We start from the raw sequence: 16,737 nt of genomic DNA on the forward strand, positions 1-16,737 counted from the left end.
TAAAAAGGTTCTGATGGGCATAGAAAATGAGGATCAGCGATCCTGATCTTCATTCTTTACCATTCCTTTGTATCTTTCCGGCAATGCACTTTCTACGGCAGCATAGGCTTCTGTCATCGTCTCTTTTATGTTTTCCGGTCCTTTACCCTTGGGGGGAATCGGATCATGGATTGTCAGAATCATACGGTGACGATGAATCCATTTTCCGGTACGGGGAAGAATTTCGAATGATCCGTCTATTGTGATTGGGACAACTGCCAACTGTAAATCGTCTGCCAATTGAAAAGCTCCTTTCTTGAAGTATCCCATGTGTCCGGTGAATGAACGTGCTCCTTCGGGAAATACGACTAATGATACACCGTCTTTCAGCGAGTTTTTGGCCTGTTGTATGGTCTCAAGCACTTTCTTAGGTCCTGAACGGTCTACGAATATATGCCCTGCACTTTCACATGCTTTACCTACGAAAGGAAGTTTGCGGAGACTTTTCTTCATCATCCATTTGAAATTACGCCCTAAAAAACCATAAATAAGGAAAATATCAAAAGATCCTTGATGATTAGGAACGAATATATAAGATGTATGCTTATGTATTTTTTCACGGCCGCGTACCTTTACTGGTATAAGCAGGAAAAGGCAGATCAATTGCGACCATATCTTGCCGGGATAGTAGCCCCAGAAATGTGCTCCCCCTACCAGTGAACCAATGATGGTTACAATGGCTGTGAGAATAGTCAATACTAACAGTATCGGCAATGCAATACAAATCTGATAGATGTAATACAGTATTTTCATGAGTGTTGGATTTTCGAAGGACAAAGATACAGAATCTCTTTTTATTGTCGTGTCTCAAAACGGATAAAAATCAGGGGATATCTAAAATGCTGACGATAATCTGTATTTCTGATGATATATCCAATTTGCATACATGATCGTTATTTATCTAAATAATACTTATAATAAACTTTCTGGAGATTTTTTTTACAGATTCTCATTTCTTTCGGTCAAACTACTGTGAGAGTCTGATATTTTTTATGTAGATTTGTCGATAATTTGTAAGATCAATGCAAACAGAACATACACTTTTTACTGTCTGATGAGAAAGCTACTGAAATATCTGCTGTTGGGCTTCTGTGCTTTGTTTTTAGCGGGCAATGCCACTGCTGCTACTGATGCTGCCGATCAGGTCGGAGAGGATACCGCTTTACAGGGGAAAATCATCCAATCTTTCTGTAACAGTCTCGGCTTTAATGTGCTGGAAGAAAAAGACAGTAGTTTTGTATATGCCGATAGTCTGTTGGATATACTCGAATTGCATGAACAATTTGATTCCTATTTTGAATTGTCCCGAATTATAATAAAATCTCAAATACTCAAAGGGAAGATGGGGATGGCAATTGCCCATAGCGACAGAATGTATTCCAAGGCCAGGGTTTTGAAAGATGTTTTGGGCATGGCCCTTTCTCTCAATGCCATCGGTGAAATTTATACCGCTATTGGAAGGGAAAGAGAGGCAGGTGATGCTTATGAGCGTTCGTTGGCACTTTTTGAAGAGTATGGTGGGGGTGAAACAATGAAAAAAATATTGCTGGTGGAATTGGCCGAATACAATCTGCGTATGAAGGATATAGGAGCGATGGCTAAATATGTGAGGTTGTTAAATCAGTATTCTACTGACAGCCAGTCTGAATTGGAGCAGACGGTGATGTCTATTTTTAATGCATATTATAAGATCCATACAGGAGCATTGGAAGAGGCCGATAGCTACTTGGAAAAAGTACGGAAGCAGCAGGACAAGTTAATACCCGGGCTTTTGGAATATTTTCTGGTGGCAGAGGCTTACTATCTGGAACAGAGCAATGCGCTGGAAAAGGCTTTGGAAATATACGATTACTTTTTCAGCTTGAAGCATGCCGGGAATAATTATGAACTGTATATTAGTACGATGGAGAAGAAAGCACAATTATTGGAGAAGATGGGACGTAAGGAGGAGGCTTTCACTTTGTACAACACTATTTATTCTTATATAAATTCTAAATTTAAGGCGAATTATCCGAAAGAGATTGATCAGCTTTGCGCACGCTTCGAGGCGGATCAACTTACTTATCAGATAACGCAGGACCGTAACCGTTCGCTTCGTTATTATGCGATAGCGATCGGGGGATGTGCTATGGTGCTGGCGTTGTTTATATTTCTCAGCTGGCGAAAGATATTTCGTCTGAAGCAATCGAAACAAAAAATGGAAGAGATGAATAGGAAAGCGGAAAATGCCATTCGTAAAAAGAATCTCTTCCTTTCTAATATGAGCCATGAAGTACGTACACCGTTGAATGCGATCGTTGGCTTTTCCACCTTAATGGCTTCGGAAGAGATAGAAGTGGACGAGGTTTCCCGAAAAGAGTATTGTGAAATTATCAGGATCAATTCATATCAATTGCTGAAATTGATAAATGATATTATTGATTTTTCAGATTTTGATGAAGATAATATCAGTATGACTATCAAGGGACAGGATGCTGTGAAAATTTGCCGTGAAGTTATAGAGACGGTAGCTGCTTCTTATAAACTGCAGGTTGAATTGCGTTTTGACACTTCACTTACCTCTTTAATGATAGATACCGATGATTCTCGTCTGCGGCAGGTGTTGATTAATTTATTGGTCAATGCCACAAAGTTCACCACTCAGGGATCTATTGTTCTGCGGTTAGAGAGAAGCATTGATGATGCTGATATGGCTTTATTTTCTGTGACCGATACCGGATGTGGTATTCCACTTGAAAAACAGAAACTTATCTTTGAACGGTTTGAGAAACTGAATGACTTTGTGCAGGGAACCGGGCTGGGATTGTCTATCTGTCTGTTGATCTTGAAAAGGCTGAAAGGGAAGATTTGGATCGACGATAAGTATACGGAGGGTGCGCGTTTTTGTTTCTTGCATCCGTTGAAGAGTGAATCCAAACTAATATAACGGCTGTTGTCATGAAAAGATTAATCCTGTGTTTCATATATCTTATTTTTCTGTCCGTTAGTCTGCGGGCTGAGAAGAATGAAGGAATTACTTATCGCGACAGTATTTTGATTTTGGCAGAAAGCATGCCTTCGGATACTGCCCGATTGGCTTATCTTCAAAGTATGGCTTACTGTCATCAGTATTTTCCTTATAACAGATATTTTGCAACCGCCCTTTATGAAGAAGCAAAACGACAGAAGAATATTTTTTATGAAAATGAAGGAGCTTATTATCTGGCAGGTTATTACGATAAAAAGCATGATCCGGACAGCCTGACTTATTGGGTGAATCAGTTGAAAGAACTGGTGTCCGGGGTGGGGACTTATGATTATTACTTGGAACGGAAAGCGGCCATCGGCCGGGCATTGGCTTCTAAAAGGATGATAGAGAAGGCTGTACATGTTACTAAGGAGGTATTGGAAGAGGCCATAGCTCATAATAGCAATAATGGGAAGATCGCTGCATACAATAGTTTGGGGTGTGCTTATTCCGTATCCAGCCGTCCGGAAGAGGCTCTTAAAGTTTTGATGAAGGCATATCATGAGTTTAAACCCGGAACAAAACCATTTTTGAAGGTAGATATTCTTTCCCGGATCACTCAGGTTTACGGGAATGGAGGAGATGACAAGTCGAAGATGCCTTACTTGTGTGAGATGGATAAGACTTTGCAGGAAGTGATGAGCAACGAACCGGAGGCGCAAAATAACTGGACTGATCTGGCGATAGATTGTGAAGTGAAATATGTATTGCATTATTTGAACAGAAGAAAGTTTGAGCAGGCTCTGTTGCATATTGAACGTGCTCAGGAGTTGCTTGCACCCCATGTCGATCCGGTATTCTGGTTGAATGTACAACTGGTTCGCTTGCAGTATTTTTCACGCACCAAGGAGTATGACAAGAGTATTGCTTTTGTTGATGAGGTGACTCCTATCGTATTGAAAGATTATGTATTTATATTCGGAACGCTGATAAACTACAAGGCGATTACCCAGTTTGATAAGGGGGATATTGATGCGGCGATTGAAACCCGTCGTTATCTGGTAAGAACGCAGGACTCTTTAAACAATGCTTTTTCTGCCGACCAGTTGAATCAGGTGAAGGAGATTTATCACATTGACGAACTGTTGCTCGAAAAGCAGAAAATCAAGAATACAAATTATTTGCGGGTCTCTGTCATATTACTGATTCTTTTGGTTTTAGCCTTTTTATTTTACGTTTATACGCGTCATCTTTCCAAAAAGATAGTATTGGCCGAATGTGCCGCCGCAGAGGCAGCGGCACATTCCGAAGAGGATAATATGGCCAAAGAACGATTGAAGATGGAGATCAGTCATGATGTGCGTACTCCGTTGAATGCGGTTGTCGGTTTTGCGGAATTACTGGCCGAGTCAGATGATTTGGATCAGGAGAGTAAGCTGGGGTACGGGAAAATCATACAGGAAAATGCTGAACAGTTATTGGATTATGTAAATAACATATTGGAACTTTCACGTTTAGAATCTGGAAAAATACAGTATGAACAGACAGAAGTAGAAGCAATTGCACTTTGTCGTGAAATTGTCGGTTTTATCAACGGGCAAGTGGAAGATGAAAATGCAAAGGTGGTTTTACAGACTGCCGTAGAGTCTCAGACGATATGTACCGACAGGAAATGGCTGATGTCTTTATTACGTGGATTACTCGTTTCGGGAGAAGGGGAGGATCTTGTAATGTTTTATATAGAAAGAGACGAAGTCGACTCGATGTTGGTTTTTCGTGTGGTCGGTACATTGTTTGCACAAGAAAACGTAAAAGATAAAAAGATATTGATCCGTAATGAAATTAATATTCATTTTATTCGTTATTTTGGTGGTACTTATACAGTAAATGTAGAAACAGATGATGGACCTACGGTTGTTTTTACTTGTCCTTTAGTCGATTTTTGAATAAATGTTTTTGATATAGATATTCCGAATGATACGTATCTTGCATACTGCCGACTGGCATTTGGGACAGACCTTCTTCGGCTACGATCGCGTGGAAGAACATGCGCATTTCTTGGATTGGCTGGCCCGTGAATTAAAAGAAAATGAGATTGATGTGTTACTCATTGCTGGCGATGTTTTTGATGTTTCCAATCCGTCGGCTGCATCCCAACGCATGTTCTACCGCTTTATCCGAAGAGTGACAACGGAAAATCCGCAATTACAATTGGTGATTGTGGCGGGCAATCATGATTCTGCTGCACGTCTTGAAGCTCCTTTACCGCTATTGCAGGAAATGCGTACCGATATCAAAGGAATTGTTCGGCGGCGTGATGGAGAGATCGATTACGATGATTTGATTGTGGAATTGAAGAATCGTAGTGGAGAAGTGGAAGCTCTCTGTTTGGCAGTACCTTTCCTGCGGCAAGGAGATTATCCGGTGGTGGTAACTGATGGGAATCCCTATGCGGAGGGGGTAAAGGAACTTTATACGCGTCTGCAAAATCGGGCGATGGAACGGAGAAAAAAGGATCAGGCAATAGTTGCCGTCGGTCATCTGCAAGCTACGGGGTCGGAAATTGCAGAACGTGATTTCAGCGAACGAACCATTATTGGAGGTTTGGAATGTGTCTCACCTGACACTTTTACAGAGCAGATTGCTTATACGGCTTTGGGGCATATTCATAAATCCCAGCGTGTGTCGGGACGGGAGAACATACGTTATGCCGGTAGTCCGTTGCCGATGTCGTTTGCAGAAAGGGATTATCATCATGGCGTAGTGATGGTGACTCTTGCCGAAGGATGGGCTGTGGAAATAGAGAAGCGGGAATATACTCCATTGGTTCGTTTGCTGAGCGTGCCGAAAGGAAAGGCTGTCAGTCCGGAGGAAGTACTGGATGAACTTGCCCGGTTACCGTTACAGATGGAAGAAGCCAAAGGTAATTCTCACTATCCGTATTTGGAAGTGAAAGTACTGTTGACAGAACCGGAACCGATGCTTCGACAACAGATAGAAGAAATACTGTCTGACAAAGCTGTTCGTCTGGCACGTATTGTTTCGGTATATCGACAGGCTAAAACAGACGTGAAGGAAGAAGCATTGGTGGCTACCGGATTGCAGGAAATGAACCCTTTACAAATACTCAAGATGACTTTTGAGAATACTTACCAGACAGAAATGCCGGAAGAGCTGGAACGGTTGTTTGAAGAAGCGGTGAGGGAAGGGGGAAAGGAGAATTGAGCGGGGAGAAGAATGGAGAGAAGGGAAAGGAAGCGGGGAGAAATGTCTGGCAGATGATGGTACAGTTGATAGGCAGATTTTTTCATTCTTTCATTTTATTCATTATTCATTCTCCAATTGGCATATTGGCACATTGAATTATTGGCACATTATTTATTATGAAGATATTGACAATACGATTAAAGAATCTAACTTCTATTGAAGGGACTTTTGAGGTGGACTTTACTGCCGAGCCTCTTCGTTCTGCCGGTATATTTGCCATTTCCGGTCCTACGGGAGCTGGAAAATCGACGATATTGGATGCTTTGTGTCTGGCACTTTATGATAAGACACCCCGTTTTGCAGCATCAGGCGAGAATCTTTACCTGTCTGATGTAGGTGAAAATCAAGTGAATCAGTCGGATGTGAAGAATATTCTTCGCAGGGGGACGGGAGAAGGATTTGCTGAGGTAGATTTTATCGGGATAACCGGAAGGCGGTATCGTTCCCGTTGGTCGGTTCGGCGCGCTCGTAGCAAGGCTACCGGTTCTTTGCAACCTCAAACCATTCAGGTTACTGATTTGGATAAGGAAGAGGAACTACAAGGTACGAAAACGGAACTGTTGAACCAATTGGTAGCTTTGGTAGGGCTCACTTACGAACAGTTTACACGCACGGTATTGCTTGCCCAAAATGATTTTGCTACTTTTTTGAAGTCCCGTGAATCTGCGAAAGCGGAATTATTGGAAAAACTTACCGGTACGGAAATCTATTCGCGTATCTCCCGGGAGATTTATGCCCGTAGTAAGGCGGCTGACGAAGCGATGAATCTTCTCAAAAATACGATCAGTCTCATCGAACTTATCCCGGAGGAAGAACTTTTGTCATTGCGAAAGGAACAGGAGCGCCTTATCGGACTTCGTTTTATCGAAACAAAACGCCTTACGGAACTGAATGCTCAACTTAGCATTGTACAATCTCTCAAAATACGGCAAAAACAGTTATACGAAAAGCAACAAGAGGAATTTGTAGGTGTAGAGGAGCTAAAAAGACTTCAAACGGGCCTTGCGGAACAGATGGATTATCTGGCTCGTTTTCAAGAGCAATGGGAGGCTTTACAACCGGAGTTGCGCAAGGCACGCGAGTTGGATGTCCGTTTGCAGAGTTTACGAACTCAGTATCGACAATCGGAACAGACCTTGCTACTTGCCCGGAAGCAGACAGCAGAAATTGAAAAGAAATACCGTACAGGAAAAGAGACCCTCAGTGGGTCGCAAAATTCCATGAGCAGATTGTTGAAAGGCAAAGATAACTTTGATAACTCTCTGCCCATCGATTTGCAACGTATAGAGCAACTTTTACTTCATGAAGAACAACAATTGACGACTCTTCAGCAGGAAAATGATAATCGTGTGTCACGCCTTAATACTTTTGGAATTCAGTCTGTCAGTGAAGAACAGAATAAACTTCTGAAACAGCAGGCGCAGATGCAACGTGCTTTTCAGGCCAGTCAATTACTTGCTCAATTGTGTATAAAGCGAGAAGAAGCTTCTACTGAACTGGCTGCTTTAATGCGGCAACTTGCTGTGAAGCAAGAACAAATCGTCTCCCTACAGAAACTTTATGATAATGCCCGTATGGCGATCAGTAAAGATGTGGTGGCTTTACGTTGTGATTTACATGACGGGGAAGCATGTCCGGTATGTGGTAGTCAATCGCATCCTTATCGACAGGATAATGAAGTAGCCGATACTCTTTATCATTCGATCGAGAAAGAGTATAAATCAGCTTCAGACATTTATAATCAATTAAATAATCGTGTGATTGCCCTTCAACGGGATATAAATAACTATGCCGTTCAGCAGAAAGCCCAGGAAGAGGTTTTAGCGGACTATCCAGTTGCAGAACGTGCACCTGAGTATCTGGATGCGCATTTGACTGAGTTACAGCAGTGCCTTTGTGCATTGGAGGAGAGGATAAAACAGTATCAGCTTCTTTATGCCGAATGGCAACAACATGACGGCAGATTAAAGCAACTGCGTATGCATTATGAGGCTTTTCGGAAAGAAGTGAATCAAGTCCGGTTATTGACTCAGCAATTGACTGCCATTGAAGAACAATTGACTATGGCCAAGCAGGCGGAGGCCACTGAGCAGTTGCGTTTTCAAACAATAGGCAAGGAATTGGGCGAATTACAGCAATCGCGTGCCGGGCTTTTGAAAGGTAAACCGGCGGATGAGGCTGAAGCGGCAGTACATCGGCGGGAGAAAGAGTTGAATGAGGCATTGGAACTTGCCCGTAAAAACATGGAATCGGTTCATGTTCGTATTTTGGGGATACAAGGAGAAATCAAACAGCTTTCACAAACTGTTATTGAGCTGTCCGATCAGCAGGAGAAAATAGAAAATCCGGAACATTTGTCTGAAGATATTGTCGCCTGTCAATCGGCAAACCGGGAGACAGAGCGTTTGCTTTCCGTTGTCGAGGCCCGTTTATTGCAGCAAGAACAGAATAAAAAGCGGCTGATGGAAATAGAATCGGAATGGAAGGAGAAGCAGACTGTTGCCGAGCAATGGGCCAAGCTGAATAAATTGATTGGAAGTGCCGATGGAACAAAGTTCAAAGTGATTGCTCAAAGTTACACATTGAACCTGTTGCTGTTGCATGCCAATAAACATTTGGCTTATCTTTCCAAGCGTTATAGACTTCAACAGGTGCCTGGTACATTGGCTTTGCAAGTTATTGATTGTGATATGTGCGATGAAGTACGTACCGTTTATTCGTTGTCTGGCGGAGAGTCTTTTTTGATATCTTTAGCGTTGGCTTTGGGGCTTTCGTCTTTATCGAGTAATAATCTGAAAGTGGAATCTCTTTTTATTGACGAAGGTTTCGGATCATTGGACGCCGATAGTTTGCGTACCGCTATGGAGGCATTGGAACAGTTGCAAATGCAAGGGCGCAAGATTGGTGTGATTTCACATGTGCAGGAGATGAGCGAACGTATTTCCGTACAGATACAGTTGCATAAATCCGTGAATGGAAAGAGTGAGATAACAATAGTATAAAGTCTTCTCCGCTATACTTAACTTGAATAATTTATACGTAGTAGTTAAGTAGTTAACTACTTACTACTTAGCTACTTACTACTGATTATGAATTATTCAGGTTAGAGAGAAGAGAAGAATATGGTTTAAGGGTCGGTTTTAATAATGCCGATAAAAACTTGTAAGAGGAAAATTTAAACCGGATCCGAGCTAATTATTATCTTTTAATTCTTTTAGCTCTCCGAGATTCTTCTTTATCTCGCGGAGACGCCCCAGATTCTTACGATATATCGAGAGAGGAATGATAATGCCTATTGCCCATATCACGAAAAAGAAAACGATCATTCCGGTGCCGTGTTGCCATACTTCCCGGTAAAAAAAGAAAAATACAGCCATAAACAAAATAAAACCGATACCGATGATCCGTTCACGGATTACCCAACGATGCATACGGTTGAAGCGGGAAATAACAGTAACAAGCGGCTGTTCGTCTATCTTTGTATTGCTGAGATAGCGGGAACTGAATATATCCCATCCTAAAGCCGGTATCAGAGCTATGAGAATAATCTGATAGTAGATATCCGGGAATACACCGTCGTATAACAGGGCCAATATGAATAATGCAATAATTGTCAGAGAGATGATACGTAATCTTTTGTTCAAGCGGCTGATTGCATTGATATTCTTTGTGGCATGGTTGATGAGCTGGGATATGTCTTCATCTTTGACAAGCTTTTTGTCTTTCAAATGTTCATCCAATGCATTCCATGATTTTTTAAGTTCATCCAGTTCCATATCTTATTCCTCCTTCTTCATTTTTTTTAATTTATCTTTAATTCGGCTTAATTTGGTTGCTACGTTTGTTACGGTCAAGCCGGTAATTTCTGATATTTCATCATAACTTTTGTCCTCGAGATAAAGCAGTATGATGGATTTGTCGAGCTGTCCCAATTGGTTAATCATCCGGTAAAGTTGGCGAAGCATTTCCTGAAGCGGATCGTTCTCTTCGGTCATCCAGTCCCCCTCCCGGTTTAAGGTAACAAACTCCGGCACATTTTTTTCTTTACGAATGAAGCTGATACAGGTATTCAGCGCGATACGATAGATCCATGTTGATATCTTACATTCTCTGCGGAATTTAGGAAAGGCCTTCCATAGATTGAGTACCACGTCTTGATATAGATCGTTGAGGGTAGCCGTAGGGGTGGTGTACAGGTAGCACACTTTATATATCACCCGCTCGTATTCCCGGATAACGGATAGGAATTCCTGCTCTATGCTTTCGTTGACTTGCGTGGCTCTTGAGTCCATTGGTTTTTTCGATTGCTTTTTGGATTATTGGTCGTTACGGAATTAAAAAAATCACAGTGAAAGTGGGTAAAGATAGAAAAGAATTTGTGGATTCACGTCGTTTCCTTATCATATTTCAGCCTATTAGGTAATGATAGAAGATGCTTTTGAAAAAAAATATGTAATATAGTTACTGTTTTTCGAGTGATAGACATTGATTTTATCAGTTTGGGCACTTTTGATAAAAATACCGTTTTTCTAATATTTTAAAACAGTATATCTTTACCTATGCTAATATTATTGTAAATTTTTAAATTTTCAGACATATGAAAGCAAGACTACTTTTTTCTATTTTGTTGTTTTTGTTGGGTGTGGAACTTAATGCTCAAAATGCATTTGGCGATTGGTTGAAACGCCATGAGACTAATCGTAGAGAACAGATAGTGAAGTCAAGGGTAAACCAAGACTTTACAAAGTCTAATTTGGGAAGGTATGGAAGTCTTTTGACGAGAAGTGTTTCGAATAATAAATATTATCCGCCGAAAGTGAATCGGGAATATACCTATTATAATGGTGATGGAACGGTTTCCCGTAAAGATTTTTATTATTTAGAATTTGATTCTTTGGGAAATATATTGTTGGAAGAACAAGGTGATGTTTATAGGAAAATGTGTAGTTATGGTGGAGTACAGGGAAAGATGAAATTAAGTGAGATTACTTATCAATGGAATGGAAAAGAGTGGGTGGAATATTCAACTAATTCGTCTTTTACTACTATTTTGGATGAAAATGGCATTCGTACCGGAATTGATAGCCGCATCGTTCAGGAGGCCACTTTTAATGAAAAAGGATACCTGACTTGGATTTACGAGTCATACGGCAGTAATGATAGGGCTAAAGTTAAAATCAGTTGGAAAGACGATTTTCCGTCTGAATTTTATTTGGTATCTTATGGAGACAGCCTGTCACTTACGAACATCGTGCCTATGTATGAGACGGAAAAATTGAATCCTTATTTATGTTTTTCCGATGACTGGGACGAATATTTCTTTGACAATGACGGAGATGATTTTTCTCTTTTCAATGCTGATATAGTAATAGGTAGCGAAGCGGATGAAGACGGTACGGTTGTCCTTATGAAAGGACATGTGGTATCTGAATATGATGCTGAAAAAGATCGATATACCCGTACGATAAAAGTGATTGTGGGAGAACAGGAATTAGAAGTTCCAATGCTTGTTGAAACGAAAACTTACTTGGATGATAATGGCAGTTTTTCGTATACCTATGCTAATGTTTTGGATGATTGGACATTTACGACAACTAAAATATTCAATGAAAAAGGGGATATAATCAGATATGAATCGAAAGAGATTGATGGGGATTATATTTATTCGAGTATATATACATACGATCGTACATACGATGAAAATGGACTTCCGTTGAAAACTGTTTTTGAGCGAAGAGACGATAAGGAAATATTGCAAGAATCGTATGTGGAAACATATGGTGATAGAATCATACCCGATACTTCCTTAGAGGTGGAGGTGGATATGCCGGGAACGCTGCACGAAAAAGTATGGGCTTCGTCTATGGAATCTGATAAAATTACAAAATTGACGGTAACCGGTCCATTGAATGAAGAAGACCTTCGATTTATAAATAGTGACATGTGGAAACTGGAGTCGCTGAACTTGAAACATGCCAGATTGGATTATATCTCTAATAGCTCATTTGGTTGGAATGACCATTTACTCTCGGTCGTTCTGCCGGAAGGGTTAAAATGTATATTCGATGATGCTTTTGCATACTGTTCCAATTTGCAGGAAATAGAATTACCGTCTTCTTTAAATTACTTATCCAATAATGCGTTCGCCGGATGTTGGCAGTTGCAACAGATTACTTGTCATATGCCGGCTCCGTTAGATATGGAAATTTACAATGATCCTTTTAGGGATTTGGATAAGGGTATGTGTCATCTGAGAGTACCTGGATTTTCGGTCCGCGACTATGCCGAACATACTTATTGGAGAGAATTTCCAAATATGGAATCTCTGGAAGAAGTACAGGAATCAATGACGCTTAACGGTTCTTTGCATGTGGATAGAAGTCTACTTGAACCGGTTACTGATTTAACATTGGGATATGGAAGTTCTTTGACATTGGATGGCAGTGGTACTTTCTCTCTGAATTCGTTAGTTATGCAGCAAGGCGACAGTAACCTGCGTGAATGGTTCTATGATTCTTATCATGGATATCCTGTCGAGGGGCGACCGCTTGCTTCATCTGCCATTGTGACTAATTGTGATGTTACGGTCGCTGATATGGAAATAAAATATGCATGTAGAGCTGGCAATTGGTATTTCTTATCTTTTCCGTTTGATGTGGATATGTCCGCTATCACGGTTGAAAAAATAGATACCACTTTAGTGGGTTCTATCGGTTATGTATTCCGATATTATGACGGTGCGGAACGTGCCTTGAATGGAACTGGGCAAAGCTGGAAAGATGTGACGGAGGGTGTACTACATGCCGGACAAGGTTATATTTTCCAGGCGAGCATGGAGGTGTACCTGACTGTAAGAGGAGATATGGATAGTGGAATGCAGATGTTGACTCCTGCTTCGAAAGAAATACCTGTTAGTGAGAATATTTCAAACTACGCTTCCAATCAGGGCTGGAACTTGATCGGTAATCCGTATCCCTGCTATTATAATATGAACGGTATCGATTTTAAATCTCCCATTACGGTATGGAACAAGGATTCATGGACCTATGACGCTTATTCCATACTGGATGCGGATGAATATGTCTTTGCACCGATGGAAGCTTTCTTCGTGCAGGTTCCTCAAGGAACGGAGACGATTCATTTTATGCCGGAACAGCGTCTTGCTAAGGCGGCGTTGGTCGATGGAAAATGGACTACACGTTCAATGAGGAGTGTTTCCGGTTCCCGCAGTTTGATTAATTTGCGTTTGACCGACGGCACATATGCTGATAAAACTCGTATCGCATTTGTTTCGAATGCTTCTGCGGGATATGATATGCAGGAGGATGCTGCTAAGTTCATGAGTCCAGTGGCCGCAGTGCCGCAACTTTACACACTGGATAATACACGTTTGCAATATGCTATTAATGCACGGCCTTTTATCGAAGGTGGGTCTGTCCGGTTGGGATATTATGCCGGTAGTGCCGGAGAATATACTCTTTATGCGGATAAGGCCGATGTCGATGCATGGCTGTACGATGCAGTAACCGATCGTACGGTAGCGCTGTCTGCCGAAGGTTATCGTTTTTCATCCGAAGCCGGTAACTTTGACAATCGTTTTGTTCTACGTTTCGGTGCAGCTCCGACGTCGGTGAAAGAAGAACGGTCGGATGTTGCTTGTGAAGTAACGTCTGCTGACGGGGGTATCCTTGTTAAAGGGCAAGCTGGAGAGAAGGTGGAGGTTTATACAGTGGCCGGAGTGAAGATAGCCGAGCTTCCGGTTGAAGAAACGGGTACATTTGTTCCTCTGACTAAAGGCGTTTATGTGATAAAAGCTGGTAATTCTATCAGTAAATCAGTGGTTTATTAATAAAATAATTCATTATGAAACGACTGAAATATATCCTCCTTGTGGGGTTACTGTTGAGTAACCTCACTGCTTGGGGGCAATACGACCCTCCCAATCCTCCCGAACCGGCAGGAAGTTTGCGCATCTCTCTGGTGGCCGAACCGGCAGAAGCCGGATACTTCAATTGTGAGAAGGAAGTGGCGGTAACTGAAGGGGAATCTTATTATTTATATGCTTATTCCAGAGGTGATTATCGTTTTGTAGCATGGGAACAAGACGGTAAGGTCATTTCCACTTCCCCCGGCTTTAATTATCTTATGGGGAGTACGGATGTTACTTTGACGGCTCGCTTTGTGTATAGTCCTCCCAATCCTCCCGAACCGGTTATCCGGCATCAGCTCTTTTTAGAGTCCGATCCGGTAGGGGCCGGCAGTTTTAATTGGAGTAGCGGCAGCACATTTGCAGAAGGCGAACAGCTGTATTTACGAGCATATGGAAATAATGGATATAAGTTGGCTTATTGGTATCGTATAGAAGGCGCCGATACATTGAAGCTCTCCACCAATGCGTCTTTGGATTTCACGATGGGGAAGGAAGATGTGGCCTTGAAAGCGAAATTCGTGTTCGATCCTTACAATCCCGGTGAACCCAGTACGCCGGATGAAAAGTATTATTATATTCAAGGGTATTCTACTTCTGTAGAGCAGGGCGGCACGGTCGATTTTCCGGTTTATCTGGTTAATTCGGGAAATGTATCTGGGGTTGCTTTTGATTTAGTATCGGATAGTAATATTGTGATCGATAAAGAGAAAGTAACATTAGGTAACCGGTGTAATGCACATACGTTACAAATTACTGAAAATGAAGGGGAAAAATCTTTGCATTTTGTTGTTTCCGGTGAACAAAACATACAAGGGACTTCGGGGGTGATACTTAATGTTTCCTTGATGGCTTCTCCGCAGATGACTCCCGGATATTATACCATACAGTTTAATAATGTAGTAGTAACATTGCCCAATGGAATTGAAAAAGAACTGAGTACATTTAGTGTCCGATTGAATGTGACTTTGGCACCCAAGAAAATGGGGCCGGAGGATTATGCCGCCTTGTGCGATATGTATCATAAAATGAATGGTGCTGGATGGTATCAACCTTGGAATATCGATAGCGACATGATCGACGGTAATAATTGGCGTGGAGTTACTTTTATCGATACACATGTGTCGGAGATTAATCTTAATGGTAGGGGAGTGAGAGGGCATATACCTCCTTCCGTATTGTCTCTTTCCACTTTGGAACAACTCGATTTGAGCAATAATTCTTTGGATTGGGATGTGCAGGACTTGGCTGATACCCTTGCCAAGCATGCTGTTGAACCGACTGTCTCGAGCCTGATATTGAATGCTAACCGGCTGAGGGGAGATATTTCTGTTTTGGCAGATGCGTTTCCCGGCTTGGAAACATTAAATTTGAGTAATAATCGTTTTTCTGAGCTATCCCGGCCTTTATCGGATGCAATCAAGAGTCTGAGTATCTATTATCAGCAAGTGTCTGTGGAAGAGGTGCAAACGATGCGGTTGGCTGTAAAACAGCATTTCGATTTACCTACTATTTTCACCTATTCTCATTCCGGCAAGAATTATAAGCCGGTTTCTTCTCTGGATATGTATTTTGAAGAGTCCGGGCTGTATGCTTCGGCGTCTTTACGATACGACTCCGGTATATACGCTATGAATTGGTCTGATTGGCGGACGCCGTCCGGTAGCCGTTTTTTATTAAGATCGAATGCTAACGATGCTTACGGAAGTACCATTCCATGGATGGTTACCTTTGAGAAAGGAGATGTCAATGTGGACTCGGCAATCGACATATTGGATGTGCAGGAAACGTTGAATTATATTTTGGGTAATAGCCGGTATCCGTTTGTTTACGCGGCGGCGGATGTCTATGAGGATTCTAACCTCACCGTTCAGGATATGGTCCTGATTGTCAATCTTGTGTTGGAGGGTGCTGTTCCTGTAACTCTTTCTACTGCGGACTATATGGCATCGTCCCGCTCGAAAATGCTGCCTTCCGCACGTGTCTGTGTGGAAGACGGAATGCTCGTGATGTATAGTGATGTTGAAGTTGCTGCTGTGGATATTGTATTGAACCATTGCCAGCAGTCTCAATTGCGCATGTTGTTGAATGTAAACCAATTCCAGTCGGCTACGAAGAACAAGGATGGGGGAGTACGTCTGGTTATCTTCTCCACTTCAGGAGAGGTGATGCCGGCAGGACGCACGGTACTTGCCGAACTCTCGTCAAAAGATCCGGTTGTTACCTATGTCGATTTGGCGGATAAAGAAGCGCAGCGCATTGTGTCAACGGTTTCTCCAACAGGTATCCATGCAGGTGTCTCCGGGGAAGTTTCCATTTATACAGTGGGCAATGATGTCTTTGTCACATTACCGGTTGAAACAGAACGTATGACGGTCGATGTAATCGGCATGGACGGTTGCCCGATCGATGAGAAAGCGTTCGAATCTCCCTCCGCAGGAACTTTGAAGGTAGTATCGAATTTAGTTTCGGGAATTTATCTTCTGAGGGTGCAGTTGGAAACAAACGGTAGCGTGGTATATAAGAGTCAAAAAGTAGTCATTTCAAAATAAGATGA

Annotated in this window: 9 protein-coding genes; 6 read left to right on the forward strand and 3 right to left on the reverse strand. The window is 41.9% G+C overall.

Features of this window, described 5'->3' with window-relative positions; all coding sequences use genetic code 11:
• Positions 1–33 precede the first annotated feature (33 nt).
• On the reverse strand, positions 34–792 hold the full coding sequence (locus RB604_RS12085) for a lysophospholipid acyltransferase family protein (RefSeq protein WP_005923789.1): 759 nt from the start codon (positions 790–792) through the stop codon (positions 34–36).
• A 301-nt stretch (positions 793–1,093) separates the two neighbouring features.
• Here RB604_RS12085 and RB604_RS12090 point away from each other — a divergent pair, with 301 nt between their 5' ends.
• The 4 genes from RB604_RS12090 to RB604_RS12105 all read left to right on the forward strand — a co-directional run bounded on the left by RB604_RS12090 (position 1,094) and on the right by RB604_RS12105 (position 9,255).
• A complete protein-coding gene (locus RB604_RS12090) occupies positions 1,094–2,965 on the forward strand; it encodes a sensor histidine kinase (protein WP_055295500.1) in 1,872 nt (623 codons plus the stop codon).
• A gap of 11 nt (positions 2,966–2,976) precedes the next feature.
• The gene (locus RB604_RS12095; RefSeq protein WP_055295502.1) at positions 2,977–4,932 is read left to right on the forward strand and encodes a sensor histidine kinase; all 1,956 of its coding nucleotides are present in this window, start codon (positions 2,977–2,979) and stop codon (positions 4,930–4,932) included.
• A 28-nt stretch (positions 4,933–4,960) separates the two neighbouring features.
• Entirely contained in the window at positions 4,961–6,211 is a 1,251-nt protein-coding gene (locus RB604_RS12100; RefSeq protein ID WP_055295504.1) for an exonuclease SbcCD subunit D, read from the forward strand.
• A 158-nt stretch (positions 6,212–6,369) separates the two neighbouring features.
• Positions 6,370–9,255: an AAA family ATPase gene (locus RB604_RS12105; RefSeq protein ID WP_055295506.1), complete on the forward strand. Its 2,886-nt coding sequence runs from the start codon at positions 6,370–6,372 to the stop codon at positions 9,253–9,255.
• A gap of 189 nt (positions 9,256–9,444) precedes the next feature.
• On the opposite strand, the gene RB604_RS12110 is transcribed toward RB604_RS12105, so the two are convergent.
• Both RB604_RS12110 and RB604_RS12115 read right to left on the reverse strand, forming a co-directional pair.
• A complete protein-coding gene (locus RB604_RS12110) occupies positions 9,445–10,029 on the reverse strand; it encodes a hypothetical protein (protein ID WP_005923776.1) in 585 nt (194 codons plus the stop codon).
• Positions 10,030–10,032: 3 nt separating this feature from the next.
• Complete coding sequence (locus RB604_RS12115; protein ID WP_005923773.1) at positions 10,033–10,545, reverse strand: RNA polymerase sigma factor; 513 nt, start codon at positions 10,543–10,545, stop codon at positions 10,033–10,035.
• A gap of 305 nt (positions 10,546–10,850) precedes the next feature.
• On the opposite strand from RB604_RS12115, the gene RB604_RS12120 reads away from it, so the two are divergent.
• Positions 10,851–14,102 (forward strand): leucine-rich repeat domain-containing protein, encoded by a 3,252-nt coding sequence (locus RB604_RS12120; protein ID WP_055295509.1) that lies wholly within the window; start codon positions 10,851–10,853, stop codon positions 14,100–14,102.
• A 14-nt stretch (positions 14,103–14,116) separates the two neighbouring features.
• The gene (locus RB604_RS12125; protein WP_007480430.1) at positions 14,117–16,732 is read left to right on the forward strand and encodes an InlB B-repeat-containing protein; all 2,616 of its coding nucleotides are present in this window, start codon (positions 14,117–14,119) and stop codon (positions 16,730–16,732) included.
• The last annotated feature ends 5 nt before the right edge of the window (positions 16,733–16,737 follow it).

It is taken from the genome of Bacteroides salyersiae (assembly GCF_031172035.1).
Lineage (GTDB): Bacteria > Bacteroidota > Bacteroidia > Bacteroidales > Bacteroidaceae > Bacteroides > Bacteroides salyersiae.

Coding starts and splice junctions, on each gene's coding strand:
- RB604_RS12085 (WP_005923789.1), bottom strand. CDS start 792: ATGAAAATACTGTATTACATCTATCAGATTTGTATTGCATTGCCGATA.
- RB604_RS12090 (WP_055295500.1), top strand. CDS start 1,094: ATGAGAAAGCTACTGAAATATCTGCTGTTGGGCTTCTGTGCTTTGTTT.
- RB604_RS12095 (WP_055295502.1), top strand. CDS start 2,977: ATGAAAAGATTAATCCTGTGTTTCATATATCTTATTTTTCTGTCCGTT.
- RB604_RS12100 (WP_055295504.1), top strand. CDS start 4,961: ATGATACGTATCTTGCATACTGCCGACTGGCATTTGGGACAGACCTTC.
- RB604_RS12105 (WP_055295506.1), top strand. CDS start 6,370: ATGAAGATATTGACAATACGATTAAAGAATCTAACTTCTATTGAAGGG.
- RB604_RS12110 (WP_005923776.1), bottom strand. CDS start 10,029: ATGGAACTGGATGAACTTAAAAAATCATGGAATGCATTGGATGAACAT.
- RB604_RS12115 (WP_005923773.1), bottom strand. CDS start 10,545: ATGGACTCAAGAGCCACGCAAGTCAACGAAAGCATAGAGCAGGAATTC.
- RB604_RS12120 (WP_055295509.1), top strand. CDS start 10,851: ATGAAAGCAAGACTACTTTTTTCTATTTTGTTGTTTTTGTTGGGTGTG.
- RB604_RS12125 (WP_007480430.1), top strand. CDS start 14,117: ATGAAACGACTGAAATATATCCTCCTTGTGGGGTTACTGTTGAGTAAC.